Raw genomic sequence first — 23,091 nt, forward strand, 5'->3', positions numbered from 1 at the left:
CCACCAGCCTGCAGACACGGTGCCGAGCAGTGCGATCGGGGAGACGGATGTGACGACGGGCTGGCAGTTCTGGGTCGACCGAGGTGGCACCTTCACCGACATCGTCGCGCGTCGCCCGGATGGCCGTCTGCTCACACACAAACTGCTGTCGGACAATCCTGCCCGGTACTCCGACGCGGCGGTCGCCGGTGTCCGCCACCTGCTGGGCGGGTCTCAGGAGCCCGTCGAGGCCGTCCGTATGGGGACGACCGTCGCCACCAACGCCCTCCTTGAACGCAAGGGCGAACGGACCGTCCTGGTCGTCACCCGCGGTTTCCGCGACGCCCTGCGCATCGCCTACCAGAACCGCCCCCACATCTTCGCCCGCCGCATCGACCTTCCCGAGTTGCTGTACGAGCGGGTCGTCGAGGTCGACGAACGGATCGCCGCCGACGGAACCGTCCTGCGGGCCCCCGACCTGGACGCCCTCACCGGCCCTCTCCGGCAGGCCTACGAGGACGGGATCCGGGCCGTCGCCGTGGTATGCATGCACAGCCACCTCCACCCGGCCCACGAACAGGCCGTCGGGGAACTGGCCGCCCACATCGGCTTCGCGCAGATCTCGCTCTCCAGTGAGGTAAGCCCGCTGATGAAGCTCGTGCCGCGCGGAGACACCGCGGTCGTCGACGCCTACCTCTCGCCCGTGCTGCGCCGCTACGTCCAGCACGTCGCCGGTGAGCTCCACGGGGTGCGGCTGATGTTCATGCAGTCCAACGGAGGCCTCGCCGAAGCGGGTCAGTTCCGTGGCAAGGACGCCATCCTGTCCGGTCCGGCGGGCGGCATCGTGGGGATGGCCCGCATGTCGCAACTCGCCGGCTTCGACCGCGTCATCGGCTTCGACATGGGCGGCACCTCCACCGACGTCTCGCACTTCGCCGGCGAGTACGAACGCGTCTTCACCACGCAGATCGCCGGCGTCCGGCTGCGCGCCCCCATGCTGGACATCCACACCGTCGCAGCCGGCGGCGGCTCGGTCCTCCACTTCGACGGCTCCCGCTACCGCGTAGGGCCGGACTCGGCGGGCGCGGAGCCGGGACCCGCCTGCTACGGGGGTGGCGGCCCACTCGCCGTCACTGATGCCAACGTCATGCTCGGCCGCATCCAACCCGCCCACTTTCCCAAGGTGTTCGGCCCCAACGGCGACCAGCCCCTCGACGAGACACTCGTCCGCGACCGCTTCGCCGCCCTCGCGCGCGAGATCCGCCGGCGGACCGGCGACGACCGCACCCCCGAGCAGGTCGCCGAGGGCTACCTGCAGATCGCTGTGGCCAACATCGCCAACGCGGTGAAGCGGATCTCCGTCCAGAAGGGCCACGACGTCACCCGCTACACCCTCACCACCTTCGGTGGTGCGGGCGGACAGCACGCCTGCAAGGTCGCCGACTCGCTCGGCATCCGCACCGTCCTGGTGCCGCCCATGGCCGGTGTCCTCTCCGCCCTCGGCATCGGCCTCGCCGACACCACGGCCATGCGCGAGCAGTCCGTGGAGGCGCCCTTGGAACCCACCTCCATGCCCGGCGTCCACAAGACCGCCGACGACCTGGAGAGCGACGCCCGCGCCGAACTCCTCGCCGAGGACGTCCAGGAGAGCCGCATCCAGGTCATCCGGCGCGCCCAGCTCCGCTACGACGGCACCGACACCCCCCTCACCGTCGAGCTCACCGAGCCCGACACGATGAGGCACGCCTTCGAAGAACGTCATCGCACCACGTACTCCTTCACCCTCGACCGCCCGATCGTCGTCGAAGCCCTCTCCGTCGAAGCCACCGGCATCACCGCACCCCCCGATCTCTCCGCCCTGGCTCCCTACCAGGGCCACACCACCGCGCCCGAAACCGTCCGCCTCCACACGGGCGGCGCCTGGCGCGACGTACCCCTCCACGGCCGCGAGGAACTGCCCCCCGGCGACACCGTCACCGGCCCCGCGATCATCACCGAGGCCGGGTCGACGACCGTCGTCGACGACGGCTGGCGGGCCGCGACGACCCACGACGGGCATCTGGTCATGGAACGGGCGGCGGTTACGCAGAGTTCCGACCTCGACACAAAAGCCGACCCGGTACTGCTTGAGGTGTTCAACAACCTCTTCATGTCCATCGCCGAACAGATGGGCGCCCGCCTGGAGTCCACCGCCCAGTCCGTCAACATCAAGGAACGGCTGGACTTCTCCTGCGCGCTCTTCGACCCGGACGGAAACCTGGTGGCCAACGCCCCACATATCCCGGTCCACTTGGGCTCGATGGGCACGAGCGTCAAGGAGGTCATCCGGCGGCGCGGCTCGGGGATGCGGCCGGGAGACACCTACGCGGTCAACGACCCGTACCACGGCGGCACCCACCTGCCCGACGTCACGGTGATCACCCCGGTCTTCGACACGGACAACTCGGCCGACACGGAGGGTGACAAGCAGGTCCTCTTCTACGTCGCCGCCCGCGGCCACCACGCCGAGATCGGCGGCATCGCCCCCGGCTCCATGCCCGCGAACAGCCGCAGCATCGAAGAGGAAGGAGTCCTCTTCGACAACTGGCTGCTCGCCGAGAACGGCCGCTTCCGCGAGGAGGAGACCCTCCGCCTGCTCACCGAGGCGCCCTACCCCTCCCGCAACCCCAAGACCAACCTCGCCGACCTCCGCGCCCAGATCGCCGCCAATCAGAAGGGCGTCGACGAAGTAGCCCGCATGATCGAGAACTTCGGCCTGGACGTCGTACAGGCCTACATGAAGCACGTCCAGGACAACGCCGAGGAGGCCGTCCGCAGAGTCATCGACGCCCTAGAGGACGGCGAGTACGCCTACGAGACCGACTCCGGCGCGGTCATCCGAGTCAGCGTGCGCGTCGACCGCCGAAGCCGCTCCGCCACCGTCGACTTCACGGGCACGTCACCGCAGCTGAGCACCAACTTCAACGCACCTTTCTCGGTCGTCAACGCGGCCGTCCTGTACGTCTTCCGCACCCTGGTCGCCGACGACATCCCGCTCAACGACGGCTGTCTGCGCCCCCTCGACATCGTCGTCCCGCCGGGCTCCATGCTTGCGCCCGAGCCGCCGGCGGCGGTCGTCGCCGGTAACGTGGAGACGTCCCAGGCCATCACCGGCGCCCTCTACGCGGCGCTGGGCGTACAGGCCGAGGGCTCCGGCACCATGAACAACGTCACCTTCGGCAACGACCGCCACCAGTACTACGAGACCGTCGCCTCCGGATCCGGCGCGGGCGAAGGCTTCCCCGGAGCGCCCGTCGTCCAGACTCACATGACCAATTCGCGGCTCACCGACCCCGAGGTCCTGGAGTGGCGACTGCCCGTGCAGCTCGACGAGTTCGCCGTACGGCGCGGCAGCGGCGGCGCCGGACAGTGGCCCGGCGGGGACGGCGCGGTGCGGCGCATCCGGTTCCACGAGCCGATGACCGTCTCCACGCTGTCGCAGCACCGCAGAGTCCCGCCGTACGGTATGGCGGGCGGCGAACCCGGCGCGCTGGGCGCCAACCGCGTGGAACGCGCGAACGGTACGGTCACCGAACTCGCCGGAAGCGACACGGCGGACATCGGCCCCGGCGACGTCCTCGTCATCGAAACCCCCGGCGGCGGAGGCTACGGCCCTCCGTCGCCCGACCCCCATCAAGCAGGAGAAGAGATCGATGATCTTCGGGCGTTCTGAGCGCGGCAAGCCCCCGGTCGAGCCCGTCACGCTCAAGATCCTGGTGGCCGGCGGATTCGGCGTGGGCAAGACCACCCTCGTCGGCGCGGTCAGCGAGATCAGGCCGCTGCGCACCGAGGAACTGCTCACCGAGGCAGGACGCCCGGTCGACGACACGAGCGGCGTGGAGGGCAAGCACACCACCACGGTGGCCATGGACTTCGGCCGCATCACCCTGCGCGAGGACCTGGTGCTGTACCTCTTCGGTACGCCCGGCCAGGAGCGGTTCTGGTTCATGTGGGACGAGCTCTCCGAGGGTGCCCTCGGCGCCGTCGTCCTTGCCGACACCCGCCGTCTGGAGGACTGCTTCGCCGCCGTCGACTACTTCGAGCGGCGCTCCATACCCTTCGTCGTCGGCATCAACTGTTTCGAGGGAGCGGCCCGTTATCCGGCCCAGGAGGTACGCCAGGCCCTCGACTTGGACGACGGCGTACCGCTCCTCCTGTGCGACGCCCGCGACCGGGAGTCCGTCAAGGAAATCCTCGTCGGCGTGGTCCAGCATGCGATGGCGTACGCGGCGGAGCGCCGCGAGGCCGTCACGACGTGACACGGGCGCGGCCCGTACCCCCGCCGACCGGGGTACGGGCCGCTGTCTTCGGGCGCAACGCACACGAGCGTGGACCTGGTTGTCGTCCACGCGTGCGTGGAGCTCAGTTCTCGCCGTCCTCGATCCAGCCGAAGCTTTTCTCCACGGCCTTGCGCCAGTTGTGGAACTGACGGTCGCGCACCGGCGCGTCCATGGCGGGCGTCCACTCGACGTCCTTCTGCCAGTGCGTCTTGAGCTCGTCCAGGTCGTTCCACACGCCGGTGGCGAGGCCGGCCGCGTAGGCGGCGCCCAGGCACGTCGTCTCTGACACCTTGGGCCGGATCACCGGCACGTCGAGCACGTCCGCCTGGTGCTGCATGAGGAGGTTGTTCTTCGTCATGCCGCCGTCCACCTTCAGGGTGGTGATCTGCACCCCGGAGTCCTGGAACATGGCGTCCACGACCTCCCGCGTCTGCCAGCTCGTCGCCTCCAGCACCGCGCGCGCGAGATGCGCCTTGGTGACGTACCGGGTGAGGCCGGTGACCACACCTCGCGCGTCGGAACGCCAGTACGGGGCGTACAGGCCGGAGAACGCGGGCACGATGTACGCGCCCCCGTTGTCCTCGACGCTCGCCGCCAGCGGCTCGATCTCGTCGGCGGTACGGATGATGCCGAGCTGGTCTCGGAACCACTGAACCAGCGCGCCCGTTATGGCAATAGAGCCCTCCAGGCAGTACACGGGTGCTTCACCGCCGATCTTGTAGCCCATCGTCGTCAGCAGGCCGTTCTTCGACGGCACCGGCCGGTTGCCGGTGTTCAGCAGCAGGAAGCTGCCCGTGCCGTACGTGTTCTTCGCCGTGCCCACGTCGTAGCAGGCCTGCCCGAACACCGCCGCCTGCTGGTCGCCCAGCGCCGATGCGACCGGCACGCCCGCGAGCTGGCCGACCGCCGTGCCGTACACCTCGGCGGACGACCTGATCTCGGGCAGCACCGCCTCGGGCACGTTCATCGCCGACAGGATGGACGCGTCCCACTGGAGGGTCTCCAGGTTCATCAGCATGGTCCGCCCGGCGTTGGTCACGTCGGTGACGTGCCGCCCGCCGTCCGTGCCGCCGGTGAGGTTCCAGATCAGCCAGGAGTCGATGGTGCCGAAGGCGATCTCGCCGCGCTCGGCGCGCGCCCTGAGGCCGGGCACGTTGTCGAGCAGCCAGGCCGCCTTGGGCCCGGAGAAGTAGCTGGCCAGTGGCAGCCCGGTCTGCTCGCGGAAACGGTCCTGCCCGTCCGAGCCGCCCAGCTGGTTGCACAGCGCGGCGGTACGCGTGTCCTGCCACACGATCGCGTTGTGGACGGGCTTGCCGGTCGCGCGGTCCCACAGGACCGTCGTCTCACGCTGGTTGGTGATCCCGAGCGCGCTGAGCTGGTCAGCGCGCAGACCCGCCTTGGCGATCGCCCCGGCGACCACCGCCTGCACCTTCGACCAGATCTCGGTGGCGTCGTGCTCCACCCAGCCCGGCTTGGGGAAGATCTGGCGGTGTTCGCGCTGGTCGACGGCGACGATCGCGCCGTTGTGGTCGAACACGATGCAGCGGCTGGAGGTGGTGCCCTGGTCGATTGCGGCGACGTACTTCGCGGAGTTGTCCGTCATGGCTACCCCTTGGGCTGGGATTCAGAATGCGGCTCAAAGCTGTTCGGAAGCGGCTCAGAAGGCTGCGTTGTAGATGAGACCCGCGAGCGCTCCGCCGATCAGCGGGCCGACGACCGGGATCCAGGCGTAGCTCCAGTCGGAGGTGCCCTTGTTCGGTATCGGCAGAAAGGTGTGCACGATGCGCGGGCCGAGGTCGCGCGCGGGGTTGATGGCATAGCCGGTGGGCCCGCCGAGCGAGAGACCGATGCCGACGACCAGCAGCGAGACGATCAGCACGAGGGTCCCTGACTCACCGAGCCCCGTGGTCAGTCCGAAGGCGAGGATCGGCAGGACGAGCCCGACCGTCGCGATGATCTCCGTGATCAGGTTGGCGACCGGATTACGGATCTCCGGGATGGTGGAGAAGATACCGAGCGTCGGCAGCGGCTCCTCCGCCGTGCCCTCCGTGGTGCCCGTCTCCCGTACGTTGGCCTGGAACTGGGCGAAGTAGGTGAGATAGCACAGGACGGCGCCGAGCATGGCGCCCACCATCTGGCCCAGCAGATAGACCCAAACCTTGTCCCACTCACCGGTGTCGACGGCGATCCCGAGTGTGACGGCCGGGTTGAGGTGCCCGCCGGAGAGGGGAGCGGCGGTGTACGCGCCCGCCAGCACGCCGAATCCCCAGCCGAACGCGATCACGATCCACCCTGAGGCCCGCGCCTTGGAATATCTCAGGGTGACGGCGGCGCAGACGCCGGCGCCGAACAGGATCAGGATCGCGGTCCCGATGACTTCGCCGACGAAAATGTCTCCGTTGCTCATGGCGGCTCCTAGGCCCTGGGCCCGGGGCGATCGGCCCCGGTCCTCCGTGCAGGGTGCGGTTCCGTTGGCGAACAGCCGAGGGCAGGGAGAGTCCCGCGCCCCGCCCGGCGTCCGCGACGAGCGTGCCGTAACAGCCGAACCGCCCGTGGGAGTACGGGCCTCGGCTCAGGAGGGCCCGCGCGGCGCAGTGCCTGAATACGCCGAGAATGTACGGCGATGTCGACTGACACCGGAAGTGTTCACCGGCGTCCAGGGAGCGTCAAGGTCGCCGACAGCAACGGTTGAGGGGCTTGTGGCCCAGCCCGCAAAGTGGCGGTGCGCGCGGGTGCGTCGGGGCCTCGCCGGGCCGCCGGTGCGGCGCCGCACCGCCTCCCGCACCACCGGCGCCGGGGCACGGAAGGGGACGCCGGGAATCCGCCGAGCCGACAGGGCCGGCCGCGCTCGACGCCCTTTCGGGGACCGGCACGGCTCCCCGCGGTGCAGTGCCTGCGCCCGTCTCTGCATCGCGCAGGGCAGAAGACGCCAGAGAACATCATCCCCACCGGACGCTGCCAGTGGCCGGCCCACAACGGCTCCCCGCGCCAGCGGCTGCTCGGCAGCCGCTGCCGAACGTCTGGCCCGGCGTATCCGTCACACCGGCGAGCGTCTGCCGGTCCGGTGCCTGCCTCGCGCCTGTGGCTGTCGGCCCGTACCGGCGAGTTTCTGCCTCGCACCTACGACTGCTGGGCCCGGGTCGGTCAGCAACTGCCTCGCGCTCGTGGCCACCGAGCCCCGCACCGCCGGGTCTGGGACGCGTGCCTACGGTTGCCCGCAGGCGTCGGCCACGGCCCGTCCCGGTTCCAACCCGCCTACCCCGCCCGCACAGTCGTCGCCCGCGACCCCCGGCGGATCTCGTGTCCGGGCAGCCCGGCGTGGCCCAGCACCCAACTCGTCCCGTCCAGCGACTTCGCGGCCTGCTTCAGCGGTGCCAGACAGGCTGCCGCCTCACGGTGGTCGGTCACACTGCCCGGCACGCACAGCACCGTGGCCAGGGACAGCGTGACGGGACGCCCGCCCGCCGACCAGGGGACGTCCAGCATGGACGCGGCCAGCGGTTCCAGCCCCTCCGGATCCGCCAGCACCAGGAAGTCGTCCCCGCCGATGTGCCCCACCCGCGCAATGCCGGACACCGCGTGCAGCAGGGCCCGCCCCACGGACCGGATCAGCTCGTCGCCGGCCGCGAACCCGGCCCCGTCGTTGACCTGCTTGAAGTGATCCACGTCCAGCCAACTCAGCGCGAACGTCCGTCCGTTCGCGATCCGCCGGTCCACCTCACCGGTGATCGCGTCCGAACCGGGCAGCCGGGTCAGCGGATTGAGCCCTGCGGCCTCCTCGACCCGGTTCTCGGCCAGGGCCCGTACGAGGTCCGCGAGCCGTACGACGCCCACGCACCGGCCGTATCGGTCGACGACGGCCACGTCGTCCGAGGTACGGTCCCGGTCGCCGACGGCCACCACGTCCAGGACCTCCCACGCCGTGGCGTCGACGCCCACCGTCCTGGGCGGGTCGCCGAGCTTGGCGGCAGGACGATCGGCGTACAGGGCATGCCCGTAGCGCCCCGACATGGACAGCAGGAAGCGGGACCGGTGCACCGACCGCACGGGCACCCCGTCCCGGTCCACGAGGAGCACCCCGGACACGTCGGGCGACCCCGTCAGCAGGGCACGCACCTGGCTCGCGGACGCGGTGGCGGGCAGTAGGGCAGCGGGCCGTACGAACTCCCGCACCGTCGGCCCCGAGCGCGGCGCCTCGACGACACCGGGGGAGCGGGGCGGAACGTATACATCCGCGGTCGGCAGCCTGGACGGCGGCGCGAACAACTCGCCCTGCGCAAGCTGCGCACCTGCCGACAGCGCCGCGGCGCACTGCAGTTCGGTCTCCACGCCCTCGACACACAGCAGCCCACCGAGCTCGTCGCACAAGGCCCGCATCGCCCGCATCGCCGCCGGCCGTCCAAGCACCGACGCGTCGAGTTTCACGAGGTCGGGCGCGATATCGGTGAGCAGCCGCAGCGGTACGTCCCCGTCGCCGACGCCGTCCGCACTGATCCAGAACCCCTGCTCCCGTAGCCCGGCCAGCGCCTCCAACAGCGCTTGCTGCGGCACGTGGGTGTACGGCGGGCCGACGTCGATCGTGATCTCCCAAGGCAGTCGCCCCGCCTGACGCACGGCGTCGTGCAGCGGCGTGAGGCCGCCGAGGTCGGCGAGAGTGCCGGCGAACACGTTGACGTGCAGCGGCAGCAGAGTCTCCCTGCGAACCGCCGAACGGACCGCCGACACCGCCAGCCGACCGTCGAGTTCGGGGTCACGACGGGCCTCGGCCAGGATGTCCCCGGTCTCCGGGCGCGCGAGTATCTCCAGCCCCGCGACACCGCCGGTCGTCAGATTGACCACCGGCTGGAAGGCGAAGCGGAGAGTATCCGTCCAGGAGTGCACGGGAGCATGATGGCGCTCTCGGCACACGCCCAGGCCCAGTTCATGAGACGTTCACGCAGGATTCCGGGATGGTCACGCAGCGTACGGGAAAGCCCATGCGGCCCTCGATCCGCTTCATGATCCGCCCGGATCCCGGATCCCGGATGGATCCCGGATCCCCGGCCGCTCCTCCCTCACCGCACCGCGATCACCGCCGAGCCGTGCCCGAACAGCCCTTGGTTAGCTGTGATCCCCACGCGCGCGCCCGTGACCTGCCGGTCACCCGCGCCACCTCTCAACTGCCAGGTCACCTCGCAGACCTGGGCGATCGCCTGCGCCGGCACGGCCTCTCCGAAGGAGGCGAGCCCACCGCTCGTGTTGACCGGTATGCGCCCGCCCAGGGTCGTCGCGCCCTCCCGCAGCAGCTTCACCCCCTCGCCCTCCCCGCACAACCCCAGGTCCTCGTACCACTGCAATTCCAGGGCGGTGGACAGGTCGTACACCTCGGCGAGGGACAGATCCTCGGGCCCGATGCCGGCCTCTTCGTAGGCCGCCCGTGCGATGGACGTCCGGAAGGTATCGGCCGGCGGCCTGGCTGTCACCGCGGAGTCCGTCGCGATGTCCGGCAGGTCCAGCACGGTGTTCGGGTAACGCGGCGTCACCGTGGACACGGCCCGGATCCGCACCGGATCCGCCACCCCGTGGCGGCGCGCGAAATCCATGCTGGACAGCACCAGGGCCGCCCCGCCGTCCGAGGTCGCGCAGATGTCGAGCAGCCGCAGCGGATCGGCGACCACGGCGGAGGCGGCGACCTCCTCGGTGCTGACCCGCTTGCGATAGCGGGCGTAGGGATTCAGCGCGCCCAGGGCGGCGTTCTTCACCTTGACCTGCGCGAAGTCCTCTGTCGTGTCGCCGTGTACGGCCATCCGCCGACGCGCGTACAGCCCGAAGTAGGTGGGGTTGGTCGCTCCGAGGACCCGGAAGCGCAGCCAGTCCGGATCGTCGGGCCGGTCTCCGCCCGCGGGCCGGAAGAAGCCCTTCGGCGCGGCGTCGGCGCCGACCACGAGCACCACGTCGGCGAGGCCTGAAAGAATCTGCCCGCGCGCGGTGTCGACGGCCTGTGCCCCCGACGCACACGCCGCGTACACGCTCGTGACCCGCGCCCCTTGCCAGCCCAGCGCTTTCGCGAACGTCGCCCCGGCCACGTACCCGGGATAGCCGCTACGCACGGTGTCCGCGCCGACGATCGAGCCGACCGCTCGCCAGTCCAGCCCGGCGTCCGCAAGCGCCGCGCGTGCCGCCCACACTCCGTACTCGACGAAACCACGCCCCCACTTGCCCCAGGGGTGCATGCCCGCGCCGAGCACCGCCACCTCACCTGTCACGCCATCGCCCCCGTCGGCCGCCACTGCCAAGTAGTCCAGATCGTCTCCGCGTCCTCATGGAGCACGCCGGACACGACCTCCACTTCCATGCCCACCGCCAGATCGGCGACGGTGACACCGGGAACCGCCTGTCCCAGCACCACCATTCGCTCTGCCTCCAACTCCACAGCTATCAACGCGTACGGCTCCCATGGAAGTTCCGGATCGGTCACATAGGGTGACGGGGGCCGGTACCGGCTGTCGGTGTACGACCAGATGCGTCCGCGCCGGGAGAGAGGGACCTCCTCCAGCTCGCCGCCGTGGCACCCGGGATTGCGGCAGTGGGTCTCCTCACGGGGGAAGAAGACCGAGGTGCAGGAGCGGCAGCGGGTTCCGAGCAGCCTGAAGTCGTCCCCGTCGCCGGCGAACCACCCGGCGACCACAGGTGTAGGCATACGCGACAAGGTCCCTCCCCAACGCCTAATCTGACGGAACGTCAGAAGTGTGCCACGGGTGGCGCTGCATGGGCAGGGCGTCGTCGCGGTGCTCGCTTCCAGGCGAACTGCATCCGATCGCTTCCCTGGCGGAAGTCCTGATGGATGCAGGAGACATGACACGACTCACGAGGGCGGTACACAGGCTTGGTCGCCGCGTTCGCCGCGTTCGCCGCGTTCGCCGCGTTCGCCGCCCTGCTGGCCGTGACCGCGGCCTCCGCGCCCGCCCGGGCGAGCACCGACCCCAAGGCGCCGGGGACTTCTTGGCTGGCCCTGAGAACGGTGGACCGACGATCATCCAGGAGATGCGCTACTTCGCCCCGTACAACTTCGTCGGCGAGCGCATCGACGGCTACCGGCTACCGCTCCGCATCCTCACCCGCCCCGCCGCCGAAGCGCTCCATCAGGCACGGCTGAAGCTCCTGCGCCAGGGCTACACCCTCAAGGTGTACGACTGCTACCGGCCGCAGCGTGCCGTGAACCACTTCGTGCGCTGGGCGAACAGCGGGCCAACCGCCTGCTCCTCAAGAGCACCCTGGAGCGTCTCGGCTTCGTGAACCTCGCCGAGGAGTGGTGGCACCACACCTACCAGGCCGAGCCCTACCCGGACACCTACTTCGACTTCCCGGTGTCCGCGAAGTCGCTGACCAACGGTCACTGAACCCTGACCAACGGCAAGGAGGCCACCTCCGGAAGACGCCCTTCCGATGATCGGATACAGTCCGCCGCGTGTCCGAAACTCAGCACTCCATTCCCAACTCCGTGCCCGGCTCCCACTGTTCGGCCTGCGGAGCTCCCTACGGAGAGGGCGTCTCCGGCTGGCCCCGCACCTGTCCGGCCTGCACGACCGTCGCCTACCGCAACCCGCTCCCCGTCGCGGTGGCCCTCCAGCCGGTCTACGACACACAGGGCACCGCCCTGGTGGTCATCACCCGAACCATCGCCCCCGCGCGCGGAGGCGTCGCCTTGCCCGGCGGCTACGTCGACTACCGCGAGGACTGGCGGCACGCCCTCGTCCGTGAGCTCAAGGAGGAGACCGGCATCGACGCGGCGAGCCGCGACGTACGGCTCGTCGACGCGCTGAGCTCCCCGGACGGGCACCTCCTGCTGTTCGGGGTCCTGCCCGAGCGCTCGGCGGACGGGCTCGCGCCCTCCGCAGCCACGGACGAGACGGAGGGCTGGCACCTCCTGCGCAGGCCGGAGGAGCTCGCCTTCCCCCTGCACACGCTGGCCGTGCGGGCATGGTTCGAGGGCCGGTACGTCTGACCTCAGTCCGTTCCGAGCCCTCGTATGCGCACCGGGTGAGGCGGTTCGCTCGCGCCGTCCTCACCCTCCCGCTCGACGACCAGCCGTGAGCCCTCCCAGCGGGTGCCATAGCGCTCGATCTCAGGCTCGTCCCAGCCGTCGCCCGCGTCCGGCACCACCAGCCCGCCCCCGACCCGTCCCCGGGCGGGCGCCCAGACCTCGAGTTCCAGCCCGCCGTCGTCACCGCGCACCGGGATGACGGCGCCCGCCCGCGCGAGCACCGGAATCCGCGACAGCGGAGCGTCCACGAGGACCTGCCCCGGCCCTTCGTACGCCCGCCCCGTCGCCGTGTCGTACCAGCGCCCCCGCGGCAACGGCACCGCACGCCGGTCCGCGCCCGGATCGAGCACCGGCGCCACCAGCAGGCAGTCGCCCAGCAGAAACGCATCCTCGCAGTCACGCAAGGAGCGGTCCTCCGGCGCCGTCCACCACAACGGCCGCACATAGGGCGCCCCCGTACGCCGGGCCAGGTGCGCCAGCGTCACGAAGTACGGCAGCAGCCGTCGGCGTTCGACGAGCGCCACGCGCGCGTGCTCCAGCACGTCGGCACCGAACTCCCACGGCTCCCTGCGCCCGGCCCGCATGGTCGCGTGTGTGCGGAAGAGCGGCAGATACACGCCCAGTTGGAACCACCGCAGATACAGCTCGGGCGACGGACTGCCGTCGTAGCCGCCCACGTCCGGGCCCGAATACGGAACCCCGCACAGCCCCAGCCCCATGACCAGCGACAGCGACGCCCGCAGTCCGGGCCAGCCTGTGGCCACGTCGCCGGACCACGTCCCGCCGTAGCGCTGCATCCCCGCCCAGCCGGAGCGAGAGAAGATGAAAGGGCGCTCCTGGGGGACCAGTTCGCGCAGCCCCTCGTATGCCGCCCGGGCCATGCAGAGGGCGTACACGTTGTGCGCCTCGCGATGGTCCCCGCCCCGCCCCTCCAGAGAGTGCCTCGCCGACCGCGGCAGCGTCGACTCCCCGAAGGCGGCGAACGAGGTGGGCTCGTTCATGTCGTGCCAGAAGCCCGAGAACCCCTGCGCGAGGCGCTCCTCGTAGAGGCGCCCCCACCACTGCCGCACGCGCGCGTGCGTGAAGTCCGGATGGACTGCCTCTCCGGGCCACACGACTCCCCGCACGACCCGGCCGGCCGCGTCCCGTACGAACGCGTCCTCATCCGTCCCGGCGTCGAACACGGCGTTGCCCGGCTCGGCCTTGACCGCGGGATCGACGATCGACACCAGCCGGATCCCGTCCCGCCGCAACTCCTCGGCCAGCACCGGCAACTTGGGGAAGCGATCCTGATCGACGGTGAACACCTGATGCGCGTCGTAGTGATCGATGTCCAGGTGGACCGCGTCGAGGGGCAGACCGCGATGCTGATAGCCCGAAACGATCCGCCGCACCTCCTGCTCACTGCCGAAGCCCCACCGCGCGTGATGGTGACCGAGCGCCCAGGCCGGCGGCAGCGCCGGTGCACCGGTGAGCGAGGCCCAGGCGAGCAGCACGCGCGCGGGGGTGCCCACCATCACCCAGCAGCGCAGCGGCCCGCCGTCCATCCTGAGCTCGCTCGTGCCGGCCCGGTCGTGTCCGGACCCGGCGCCCTCCTCACCCTGTCGAAGGGTGACCGTGCCGTCCCACGAGGTGTCCTGGAACGCCAGATGGGTGGCCGCGTCGGCGACCACCAGCTGTACCGGCATCGTGATGTACAGGGGGTCGTGGCCGGGCGCGAAGGGGCGGCCGGGATCGGTGTTCCACAGCCGGTACGTCCCGTCGCGCAGGCGGGGTCCGCAAGCGCGCCCACCGAGCCCGAAGAACCGCGCGTCCGCGGCCACCTCGGAGCGCTGCATCCACCGCGCCGGGCCGCCGCCGACCGGCTCCCACCACCGGGGCGGCAGATCGCGGCGCAGGGTCACCCCTCCGGGCGTCAGTACCTCGACCGCGCCGTGCCGTGAGACCGCGACCGTCACCCGCTCGGCCACGACCCGCCAGCCGCCGTCCTTGTCCGGCTCCAGCACCGCCCGCGGGTCCGGCTCCGGGCGGCCGCCTGCGAGCGCGTACGACGGCTCGGGACCGGCCCCGTCCCAGCCCCAGAAGACGGCCCCGTTCACTGCGACGGTGACCCGCAGCTCGGAGCGGCTGAACCGGACGACACCGCCCCCGGGCCCGGGCTCCGCGTCCCGCACCGGCCCGGGCACCCGCGCCCGCTCGGCCCCCCGTGGCGGCAGCCCCGAGGCATCGGCACGCCTCCTGCGCCACGCGGCCCGCACGGTACGCACCCCCTGGGCCGCCCTCGTCGAACCGACCGCTTTCACCGAACGCACCAGGTCACGACCGTCCATGCTGCTCAGCCTGCCATTGACTGCCCCGCGATTGCGTGTCGTTCAACTGCCGTTCACCCGTGCTGGGACCACATCTTCACGACACGGACTATGTGGGGTACACCCTGGTCCAGAAATTGATCACATGGCATCGTCCATATCAGCCGCGTCAGGCGCACACCCCAGCCCGTGCGCGGACGACGCACACTACGCGCACAGCCCGGGAGCCGCCCCATGTCGACCGTGAACCCCCAGCCACTCTGGCAGCCCGATCCCGAACGCATCACCCAGGCACAGATCACCAGATTCCAGGCCTGGGCGGCCGAACACCACGGTGCCCCTTCCGAGGGCGGCTACCCCGCACTGCACCGCTGGTCCGTCGACGAACTGGACACGTTCTGGAAAGCCGTCACGGAGTGGTTCGACGTTCGGTTCTCGACCCCCTACGCGCGCGTGCTCGGCGACCGCTCGATGCCCGGCGCCCAGTGGTTCCCCGGAGCGACACTGAACTACGCCGAGCATGCTCTGCGTGCCGACGAGACCCGCGCGGACGAACCGGCCCTCCTCCACGTCGACGAGACCCACGACCCGCGGCCGGTGACCTGGTCCGAGCTGCGCCGCCAGGTCGGCTCCCTCGCCGCCGAGCTGCGCGCCCTCGGTGTACACCCCGGAGACCGCGTCAGCGGCTACCTCCCCAACATCCCGCAGGCCGTCGTCGCCCTCCTCGCCACGGCCGCCGTGGGCGGCGTCTGGACCTCTTGTGCCCCGGACTTCGGCGCCCGCAGCGTCTTGGACCGCTTCCAGCAGGTGGAACCGGTGGTCCTGTTCACCGTCGACGGCTACCGCTACGGCGGCAAGGAGCACGACCGCCGCGACACGGTCGCCGAACTGCGCGGGGAACTGCCCACCCTGCGCGCCGTCGTCCACATCCCCCTTCTCGGCACCGAGGCGCCCGAAGGCGCGCTGGAGTGGTCGGCCCTGACGGCCGCCGACACGGAGCCCGTCTTCGAGCAGGTGCCCTTCGACCACCCCCTGTGGGTGCTCTACTCCTCGGGCACGACCGGCCTGCCCAAGGCCATCGTCCAGTCCCAGGGCGGCATCCTCGTCGAGCACCTCAAGCAGCTCGGCCTGCACTGCGACCTCGGCGCCGAGGACCGCTTCTTCTGGTACACGTCCACCGGCTGGATGATGTGGAACTTCCTCGTCTCCGGCCTCCTCACGGGCACCACGATCGTCCTCTACGACGGCAGCCCCGGCTACCCCGACACGGGCGCCCAGTGGCGGATCGCCGAACGCACGCGAGCCACGCTCTACGGCACCTCGGCCGCGTACGTCATGGCCTGCCGCAAGGCAGGCGTGCACCCCGGCCGCGACCACGACCTGTCCGAGGTGCGGTGCGTCGCCACCACGGGCTCGCCCCTGCCGCCCGACGGGTTCCGCTGGCTGCACGACGAGGTCCGCGACGATCTGTGGATCGCGTCCGTCAGCGGCGGCACGGACGTGTGCTCCTGCTTCGCAGGAGCGGTACCGACCCTCCCCGTGTACATCGGCGAACTCCAGGCGCCCGGCCTGGGCACCGACCTGCAGTCCTGGGACCCGAGCGGAAAGCCCCTGATCGACGAGGTCGGCGAACTCGTCGTCACCAAGCCCATGCCGTCCATGCCGGTCCACTTCTGGAACGACCCGGACGGCAGCCGCTACCACGACAGCTACTTCGACACCTATCCCGGAGTGTGGCGCCACGGAGACTGGATCACCGTGACGGCTCGCGGCTCGGTCGTCATCCACGGCCGCTCCGACTCGACTCTCAACCGCCAGGGCGTCCGCATGGGTTCGGCCGACATCTACGAAGCTGTCGAACGCCTCCCCGAGATCAAGGAATCATTGGTCATCGGCATCGAACAGCCCGACGGCGGCTACTGGATGCCCCTCTTCGTGCATCTGGTCCCTGGAGCCGTTCTCGACGAGACGCTCCTGAACCGCATCAAACAGACCATCCGCGAGCAGCTCTCCCCCCGCCACATCCCCGACGAGGTCATCGAGGTGCCCGGCATCCCGCACACCCTCACCGGAAAACGTATCGAGGTGCCCGTGAAGCGACTCCTCCAGGGCACCCCCTTGGAGAAGGCCGTCAACCCGGGCTCCATCGACAACCTCGACCTGCTCCGCTTCTACGAGGACCTGGCCCGCAAACGCGCCTGACCCAAGCACCGGAAGGCCGGTCAACCCCCGTAGGTGGCCTCGGACTCACCCAGCACGACGGCGAAGTCCGAGGCCAACCGCACCGCGTCGGCCGGCTCGAGCTCGGCGATGGAGATCCGCACCCCCGGACCGGACCCCAACCGGAACCTGGTCCCGGCGGCGACCCACCAGCCGTACGACCGCAGCCCGTTCATCACGGCCGACTCGTCCCGCACCGGCACCCACAGATTCATCCCACTCGCCGCATGGGCCTCGACCCCCCGGACTTCCAGCGCCTCGAGAAGAGCGTTCCGGCGCAGCGCGTACGTCTCCTGAGCGCGCGCCACCAACGCGCGCGTGCCGTCGTCGGTCATGAGCCCGTACACGGTGTCCTGGAGCAGATGACTGACCCAGCCGGAGGTCAGCAGCAGCCGTCCGTCGTGCCGGGCCAGCGTGGTCGGATCGCAGGCCGCCGCCGCCCATCGCAGGTCGGTCCCGAGGAACTTGCTCACCGTCCGTATGTGCACCCAGCGCGCGAGCCCGCCCCGGGTCAGCGTCCGCAGAGGGGCGTGGGCGACGGCGGACGCATGGTCGTTCTCCACGACCAGCACGTCGGCCCCGCCCCGGAGCACGTCGACGAGCGCGTCCCGGCGCGCCGCCGAGAAGCAGCCGCCGTACGGATTCTGCGCCCGCGGACTGCACACCAGCGCGCGCACGCCCGCGCGAAGCGCTTCCCGCAGGGCGTCCGGTCGTACACCCTCGTCGTCCACGGCCACGGGAACGATGCGCAGCCCCAGAGCCGTGACGAGATCCAGCAAGTGGTGATACCCGGGATCCTCCATGGCCACGGCGTCACCCGGCCGAAGCTCCACGGACAGCAGCCGTCCGATCAGATCAAGCGCCCCGTGCGCGAAGGTCACGTGCTCCACGGGGACGCCGTCGGGCCGCAACCAGTCCCGCACGGCGTCCTCCAACCGCGTCAGCCGCGGTGTCGCACGGTGTGAACGAGCCCCGGGCGACAGGCGGGAGGGCGGCACCAGACTCGGAAGCAGTGCCGGATCAGGGTGCCCGCCGGACAAGTCCCGCAGCCCTTCCGGAACTCGGGGCGGCCGCCGCGATGCCACTGCCGGAGCGGGCGCCACCACCGTCCCACCGCGCCCACGCGTGACCACGATCCCGCGCTGGCGCAGCTCCTTGTAAGCCGTGGCGACCGTCCCCGGACTTACCCCGAGCTCGTCCGCGAGCCGCCGTACCGCGGGCAGCGCGGAGCCCGGGATCAACGCCCCCTCCGCCACACCCCGTTCGACGGACGCGGCAATCCCCTTGGCCGTCGTACCACTGACCCCATATTGTGTTGCCACGTTACCAAGTATGTATCAATACATAAATGGAAGCAAGGGGGACCAGTGCATCCGATACGCAGAGCGGTCGCATGGTCGAAAGGCATTCCGGGTGGTCGCGACGGACACAGGATGCTCGTCATGGCCCTCGTCGACCGCATCGGCAGCGGGCTGTGGACCTCTGTGGCCGTCCTGTACTTCACCTACGTCTCCCGCCTCTCCATCGCCCAAGTCGGCACGCTCGTCGCCGTCGCCGGCGCGATCGGGATCGCCGGGGCACCACTTGGCGGCCGCATGGCCGACCGGCTCCCGATCACCCGCGTGCTGCCGGCCATCCAGCTGGTGCGCGCCCTGGCCTCCTTTGCGCTGCTCACCACCGACAACTACGTCCTGCTCCTCGTCTTCTCCGCCGTAGGGAGCCTCGGCGACCGCGCCGCCAATATCCTCACCAGGCTCTACGCCACCCGCGTCGCGGGACCGGACCGCGTCCGCTACCAGGCCGTCCAGCGAACCGTGGCCAACGCCGGCTGGGCCATCGGCGGCCTCGTCGCCGCAGCATCCCTCGCCGGCGACACCGTCACCGCCTACCAGTGGCTGCTCGCCGGCGACGCCCTGTCCTTCATTGCCTCCGCACTCCTCACGCTGCGCTGCGGGGAACCTCCCTCCTCCTCCAGCACGGTCGCCACGTCCAAGAACCCGGGGCCCCGGCCCAGGCCGGCCAACCCCTGGCGCGATCGCCCGTATCTCGCCTACGTCGCCACCGAGACCGTTCTCTTCCTCGACGACGCCGTCTTCAAGGTGGGCCTGCCCCTGTGGATCGCACACGCGAGCAATGCACCACACGGTCTCGCACCCGTGCTGCTCGTCCTCAACAACGTGATGGTGGTCGCACTCCAAGTCCCCCTGGCTCGCTTCGGCACCACCACGGCGGCAGCCCGCAGGCTTCTCGTCCCACTCTCCGCCGCCTTCGCCCTCGGCGGCATCACCATGGCGCTCTCGGCCACCGGCAGCCCCGTCACCGCCACACTGCTGCTCACCGCCTCGGCGATCGTCTTCACCCTGGCCGAGATGCTGCACGCCACGGTCTCCTGGGAACTCTCCGTCGCCCTCGCCCCCGACACCGCACAGGGCGCCTACCTCGGCGTCCATGGCCTCGCCCAGTCCGCACAGCGCAGTTTCGGACCACTCGCCGTCACCGCAGCCATCGCCATCGGCCCGATCGGCTGGACCGCTTTCGGCACCATCATCGCCGTGACCTGCATGATTCAACACCGGCTCGTCCGCGACACCCTGTCCCGAGCACCGTTGTCAGTGCCGCCGGTTACTGTGAGTGAGAATTGATCGACTGAACACAGGGGGAGCTGTGGCGCACACCGACCACCAGACCATGCGACGCGTCCTGCGCCGCGAAATCGCCGGCACCATCGGTCTGCTGACCGACGAGCACGACTTCCGCGCCATGCGGCGCTACCGAAGCTTCAACTTCGACGACCACACCGCCTACCTGCGACAGGTCGAGGACCTCCTCAAAACCCGCGCCGCCCAGGGCAGCCACACCACGGTCGCCCTCTTCGACCCTCAGGAGTACGCCGAGTACTGCACTGACGCGGGCCTCGACCCGGACGTCCAGTCGAGCCGCACACGCTTCACAGCGGAACTCGCGACAACGGGCCCGACCATCCCCTACGACGGCCAGCCCTTGGCCGACCTCGTACCGGCCCTGGTGGACGAAGCCGTCCGGCAGGCCACCTGGGAATACGCGAGCACCCTGCTGGCCCGCCTCGGCGCCTGTGCTTCCTGCGGCGAGGACATCGGCCGCGCGGCCTTCGTCCGAGCCTCCCACTTCCTCGTCCGCATCCTCGACACAGCCCAGCGGGGAGACCGACACCTCGTCTGCAGCGTCACGGGCACTCCGGAAACGCTCATGTCCGTCCTCCACACACAGGAAGACGCCGACGGAGCCACCCACCTCGACGAGGCCGAAGCTCTCGAATTCACCACCGTCGTGGCCGTCGGCCTCGCCACCCAGAGCCCCGGCGGCCTCGTCATGCGCACCAGCACCCCCGGTACCCCTGACCGCATCTACGGCTGGCGCATCCGCGGAGAAGGCCTCGAACCCCTCACTGCCGGAGAGGTCTTCGACGCCTACTGCACGGACATCGACTCCGGAGACCTCATCTCCCCGGAATCGGACGTCGACTACTGCGTGCCGCCCGACCTCGGCGATACATGGCAGACGCCGGGACACCACCACTGAACGCGTGAGGGGTGCTCCACCGCAGGTGAAGCACCCCCTCGACCCAGCCGACTACCGGCCTGTCCGGCCGCTACTCGCCGGACAGCACCGCCTGTGCCGCAGTGCGCGCTTCCTCGGCACTGTCCGCGGCACGGGCGGCCGCCGCGGCCCGCTCACACTGCGCCAGCGTGTACTTCGCCAGCGTCCCCCGGACATAGGGAATCGATGCCGAACCCATGGAAAGAGAGGTCACACCGAGACCGGTCAGCACACATGCGAGCAGCGGGTCCGACGCGGCCTCGCCGCAGACTCCACAGCTCTTCCCCTCAGCTATCGCCGCCTCGGCGGACAGCGCCACAAGGTCGAGCAGCGCGGGCTGCCACGGATCCTGCAGACGGGACACCGCACCCACCTGACGGTCCGCGGCGAAGGTGTACTGCGCGAGGTCGTTGGTCCCCAGAGACAGGAACTCGACCTCCTGCAGAATCGAGCGCGCCCGCAGCGCCGCCGACGGAATCTCCACCATCGCGCCGAACTTCGCCTGCAACCCCGCCTCACGACATGCATCGGCGAACGCCTTCGCATCGGCACGGTCCGCCACCATCGGAGCCATGACCTCGAGGTAGACAGGCAGCCCCTCGGCAGCCTTGGCCAGAGCGGTCAGCTGGGTGCGCAGCACCTCGGGATGGTCGAGCAGCGTCCGCAGACCACGCACGCCCAACGCCGGGTTCGGCTCGTCGGCCGGCGTCAGGAAGTCGAGTGGCTTGTCCGCACCCGCGTCCAGCACACGCACCACGACACGACCCTCGGGGAACGCCTCGAGCACCTGGCGGTAGGCATCGACCTGCTTCTCCTCCGAGGGAGCGTTCTTGCTGTCGTCCAGGAACAAGAACTCCGTACGGAACAGGCCGACACCCTCGGCCCCGACCTCGACGGCCGCCGGCACATCGGCCGGACCACCGATGTTGGCCAGCAGCGGCACCTTGTGCCCGTCGGAGGTGACCCCCGGCCCCGTCGAGGCGGCCAGTGCGGCCTTGCGCTCGGCGGCCGCGGCCGTCAGCCGTGTCTTCCGCTCCTCGGTGGGGTTCACGAAGATCTCGCCGGTGCTTCCGTCCACGGCGATCACCGTGCCCTCGGCCAGCTCACCCGCGCCGGGCAGCGCCACCACGGCCGGAACCCCGAGCGCACGAGCCAGAATCGCGCTGTGGCTGGTCGGCCCGCCCTCCTCCGTGACGAAACCCAGGACCAACGTCGGGTCCAGAAGAGCGGTGTCGGCCGGTGCGAGGTCCCGAGCAATAAGGACATACGGCTCGTCGCTGTCCGGGACACCCGGCATCGGCACCCCGAGCAAGCGAGCGACGATACGATTCCGCACGTCATCGAGGTCGGCCACCCGGCCGGCCAGGTACTCGCCGGCCCCGGCGAGCAGGGCGCGATACGCCGCGAAGGCGTCGTACACCGCACGCTCGGCCGTGCTCCCGACGGCGATACGTCGCTCCACGTCGGCCATCAGCTCGGGGTCCTGGGCCATCATGGCCTGCGCCTCGAGCACGGCCTGGGCTTCGCCTCCCGCCAGATTGCCGCGCGCCATGAGGTCGGCCGCCACAGCCTCGACGGCCTTGCGGGCGCGCCCCTGTTCACGCTCCGCGTCCTCCGCCGGGATCTGCTTGGCAGGCGGTTCCAGAACCGCCGTTCCCATGTGCCGAACCTCGCCGATCGCCACACCATGGCTCACACCGACGCCTCGCAGCGTTGTCTCCATCTCACCCGTCTCCGATAGTGCGGCGCGTCCCGCCGCCGCGGTGGTTGTCCCTACTTGCCGTCCCATGACGGCGCCGACGTCACTCCCAGATGAAGAGACTGTCGCCCGACTTCACGTCGCCGTCCTCACGGAGCTCGGCGAGTGCCTCGGCCGTGGCCTCAAGCGCCACGACCGGACAGACCGGAGATTTGCCGGCGGCCTCGACGGCGGCCGGGTTCCAGCGCACCACGCTCTGACCGCGCGTGACGGTGTCCCCCTTGTTCACGAGCAGCTCGAAGCCCTGGCCGTTGAGCTGCACCGTGTCGATGCCGAGGTGGGTGAGTACACCGTGTCCTGTCTCGTCGACGACTACAAAGGCGTGCGGGTGCAGCGAGACGATCACTCCGTCCACGGGCGCGACAGCCTCCGAAGGCTCGCGCACGGGGTCGATGGCTGTGCCCGGGCCGACCATGGCCCCGGAGAAGACCGGATCGGGCACTGCTGCCAGTCCGATGGCGCGTCCGGCAAGAGGGGACGTCACGGTGGTCATGGGAAGCCTCCCGGGGGTGGAGATCTATATGGACACCGTCACTGCCTGTCCCGGACGGCGCACTGATCAGCAGGGTATGTCAGATGAAGTACCGGTTCGCATGAAGCTCGCGAAAAGAGGTCTAGACCACATCGCCAATCGATTTGCACCGGCTCCGCAGCTCCGTGTACAGTCGTACTCCTGCTCGGGGCTGAGCGACGCACTGCCGTCCTTGCCTGGCAGCACTCAACTTGTCAGATCCTATCTCGGGGTCATCTTCTGCATGTCTGCAGGACGGTGGTCAGAGGGCCGGAAGAACACTGATAGAGTTGGGAACATCGAAGGGAAGCGCCCGGAGGAAAGCCCGAGAGGGTGAGTACGAAGGAAGCGTCCGTTCCTTGAGAACTCAACAGCGTGCCAAAAGTCAACGCCAG

General features: G+C 70.2%; 15 protein-coding genes and 1 pseudogene. 7 read left to right on the forward strand and 9 right to left on the reverse strand.

The features are described from left to right. Positions 1–19: 19 nt before the first annotated feature. On the forward strand, positions 20–3,691 hold the full coding sequence (locus tag ACFYO2_RS22970) for a hydantoinase B/oxoprolinase family protein (RefSeq protein WP_388351962.1): 3,672 nt from the start codon (positions 20–22) through the stop codon (positions 3,689–3,691). After that, complete coding sequence (locus tag ACFYO2_RS22975) at positions 3,672–4,277, forward strand: ATP/GTP-binding protein (RefSeq protein WP_388351965.1); 606 nt, start codon at positions 3,672–3,674, stop codon at positions 4,275–4,277. Before ACFYO2_RS22970 ends, ACFYO2_RS22975 begins: the two co-directional genes overlap by 20 nt. 103 nt (positions 4,278–4,380) lie before the next feature. On the opposite strand, the gene glpK is transcribed toward ACFYO2_RS22975, so the two are convergent. The 5 genes from glpK to ACFYO2_RS23000 form a co-directional block, all read right to left on the reverse strand. After that, positions 4,381–5,901, reverse strand: coding sequence for a glycerol kinase GlpK (gene glpK / locus ACFYO2_RS22980; RefSeq protein ID WP_388351968.1), 1,521 nt, complete (start codon positions 5,899–5,901; stop codon positions 4,381–4,383). A gap of 54 nt (positions 5,902–5,955) precedes the next feature. Next, positions 5,956–6,705 carry an MIP/aquaporin family protein gene (locus tag ACFYO2_RS22985; RefSeq protein WP_388351971.1) on the reverse strand — a complete coding sequence of 250 codons (750 nt, stop codon included), beginning with the start codon at positions 6,703–6,705 and terminating at the stop codon, positions 5,956–5,958. 848 nt (positions 6,706–7,553) lie between these two features. Next, complete coding sequence (locus ACFYO2_RS22990) at positions 7,554–9,179, reverse strand: EAL domain-containing protein (protein WP_388351974.1); 1,626 nt, start codon at positions 9,177–9,179, stop codon at positions 7,554–7,556. 173 nt (positions 9,180–9,352) lie between these two features. Continuing rightward, complete coding sequence (locus ACFYO2_RS22995; protein ID WP_388351977.1) at positions 9,353–10,543, reverse strand: lipid-transfer protein; 1,191 nt, start codon at positions 10,541–10,543, stop codon at positions 9,353–9,355. Then, positions 10,540–10,965: a Zn-ribbon domain-containing OB-fold protein gene (locus ACFYO2_RS23000; protein WP_388352026.1), complete on the reverse strand. Its 426-nt coding sequence runs from the start codon at positions 10,963–10,965 to the stop codon at positions 10,540–10,542. Before ACFYO2_RS23000 ends, ACFYO2_RS22995 begins: the two co-directional genes overlap by 4 nt. 198 nt (positions 10,966–11,163) lie before the next feature. On the opposite strand from ACFYO2_RS23000, the pseudogene ACFYO2_RS23005 reads away from it, so the two are divergent. Beyond that, a pseudogene (locus tag ACFYO2_RS23005) lies at positions 11,164–11,677 on the forward strand (M15 family metallopeptidase). Positions 11,678–11,745: 68 nt separating this feature from the next. After that, positions 11,746–12,282: an NUDIX domain-containing protein gene (locus ACFYO2_RS23010; protein ID WP_388351979.1), complete on the forward strand. Its 537-nt coding sequence runs from the start codon at positions 11,746–11,748 to the stop codon at positions 12,280–12,282. A 2-nt stretch (positions 12,283–12,284) separates the two neighbouring features. Here ACFYO2_RS23010 and ACFYO2_RS23015 read toward each other — a convergent pair whose 3' ends face one another. After that, positions 12,285–14,651 carry a glycoside hydrolase family 31 protein gene (locus ACFYO2_RS23015; protein WP_388351982.1) on the reverse strand — a complete coding sequence of 789 codons (2,367 nt, stop codon included), beginning with the start codon at positions 14,649–14,651 and terminating at the stop codon, positions 12,285–12,287. Positions 14,652–14,864: 213 nt separating this feature from the next. Between ACFYO2_RS23015 and ACFYO2_RS23020 the strand changes: the two genes are divergently transcribed. After that, on the forward strand, positions 14,865–16,832 hold the full coding sequence (locus ACFYO2_RS23020) for an acetoacetate--CoA ligase (RefSeq protein ID WP_388351985.1): 1,968 nt from the start codon (positions 14,865–14,867) through the stop codon (positions 16,830–16,832). A gap of 20 nt (positions 16,833–16,852) precedes the next feature. On the opposite strand, the gene ACFYO2_RS23025 is transcribed toward ACFYO2_RS23020, so the two are convergent. Continuing rightward, complete coding sequence (locus ACFYO2_RS23025) at positions 16,853–18,172, reverse strand: aminotransferase class I/II-fold pyridoxal phosphate-dependent enzyme (protein ID WP_388351987.1); 1,320 nt, start codon at positions 18,170–18,172, stop codon at positions 16,853–16,855. Positions 18,173–18,292: 120 nt separating this feature from the next. Between ACFYO2_RS23025 and ACFYO2_RS23030 the strand changes: the two genes are divergently transcribed. Both ACFYO2_RS23030 and ACFYO2_RS23035 read left to right on the forward strand, forming a co-directional pair. Further along, a complete protein-coding gene (locus tag ACFYO2_RS23030; RefSeq protein ID WP_388351990.1) occupies positions 18,293–19,492 on the forward strand; it encodes an MFS transporter in 1,200 nt (399 codons plus the stop codon). Positions 19,493–19,514: 22 nt separating this feature from the next. Further along, positions 19,515–20,408, forward strand: coding sequence for a hypothetical protein (locus ACFYO2_RS23035; protein WP_388351992.1), 894 nt, complete (start codon positions 19,515–19,517; stop codon positions 20,406–20,408). Between the two features lie 70 nt (positions 20,409–20,478). Here ACFYO2_RS23035 and ptsP read toward each other — a convergent pair whose 3' ends face one another. Both ptsP and ACFYO2_RS23045 read right to left on the reverse strand, forming a co-directional pair. Continuing rightward, positions 20,479–22,149 (reverse strand): phosphoenolpyruvate--protein phosphotransferase, encoded by a 1,671-nt coding sequence (gene ptsP, locus ACFYO2_RS23040; RefSeq protein ID WP_388351994.1) that lies wholly within the window; start codon positions 22,147–22,149, stop codon positions 20,479–20,481. Between the two features lie 79 nt (positions 22,150–22,228). Beyond that, a complete protein-coding gene (locus ACFYO2_RS23045) occupies positions 22,229–22,678 on the reverse strand; it encodes a PTS glucose transporter subunit IIA (RefSeq protein WP_388351997.1) in 450 nt (149 codons plus the stop codon). Positions 22,679–23,091 lie beyond the last annotated feature (413 nt).

This window comes from Streptomyces sp. NPDC006602 (assembly GCF_042870385.1).
GTDB lineage: Bacteria > Actinomycetota > Actinomycetes > Streptomycetales > Streptomycetaceae > Streptomyces.

Coding starts and splice junctions, on each gene's coding strand:
- ACFYO2_RS22975 (WP_388351965.1), top strand. CDS start 3,672: ATGATCTTCGGGCGTTCTGAGCGCGGCAAGCCCCCGGTCGAGCCCGTC.
- glpK (WP_388351968.1), bottom strand. CDS start 5,901: ATGACGGACAACTCCGCGAAGTACGTCGCCGCAATCGACCAGGGCACC.
- ACFYO2_RS22985 (WP_388351971.1), bottom strand. CDS start 6,705: ATGAGCAACGGAGACATTTTCGTCGGCGAAGTCATCGGGACCGCGATC.
- ACFYO2_RS23015 (WP_388351982.1), bottom strand. CDS start 14,651: ATGGACGGTCGTGACCTGGTGCGTTCGGTGAAAGCGGTCGGTTCGACG.
- ACFYO2_RS23020 (WP_388351985.1), top strand. CDS start 14,865: ATGTCGACCGTGAACCCCCAGCCACTCTGGCAGCCCGATCCCGAACGC.
- ACFYO2_RS23030 (WP_388351990.1), top strand. CDS start 18,293: ATGGCCCTCGTCGACCGCATCGGCAGCGGGCTGTGGACCTCTGTGGCC.
- ptsP (WP_388351994.1), bottom strand. CDS start 22,149: ATGGAGACAACGCTGCGAGGCGTCGGTGTGAGCCATGGTGTGGCGATC.
- ACFYO2_RS23045 (WP_388351997.1), bottom strand. CDS start 22,678: ATGACCACCGTGACGTCCCCTCTTGCCGGACGCGCCATCGGACTGGCA.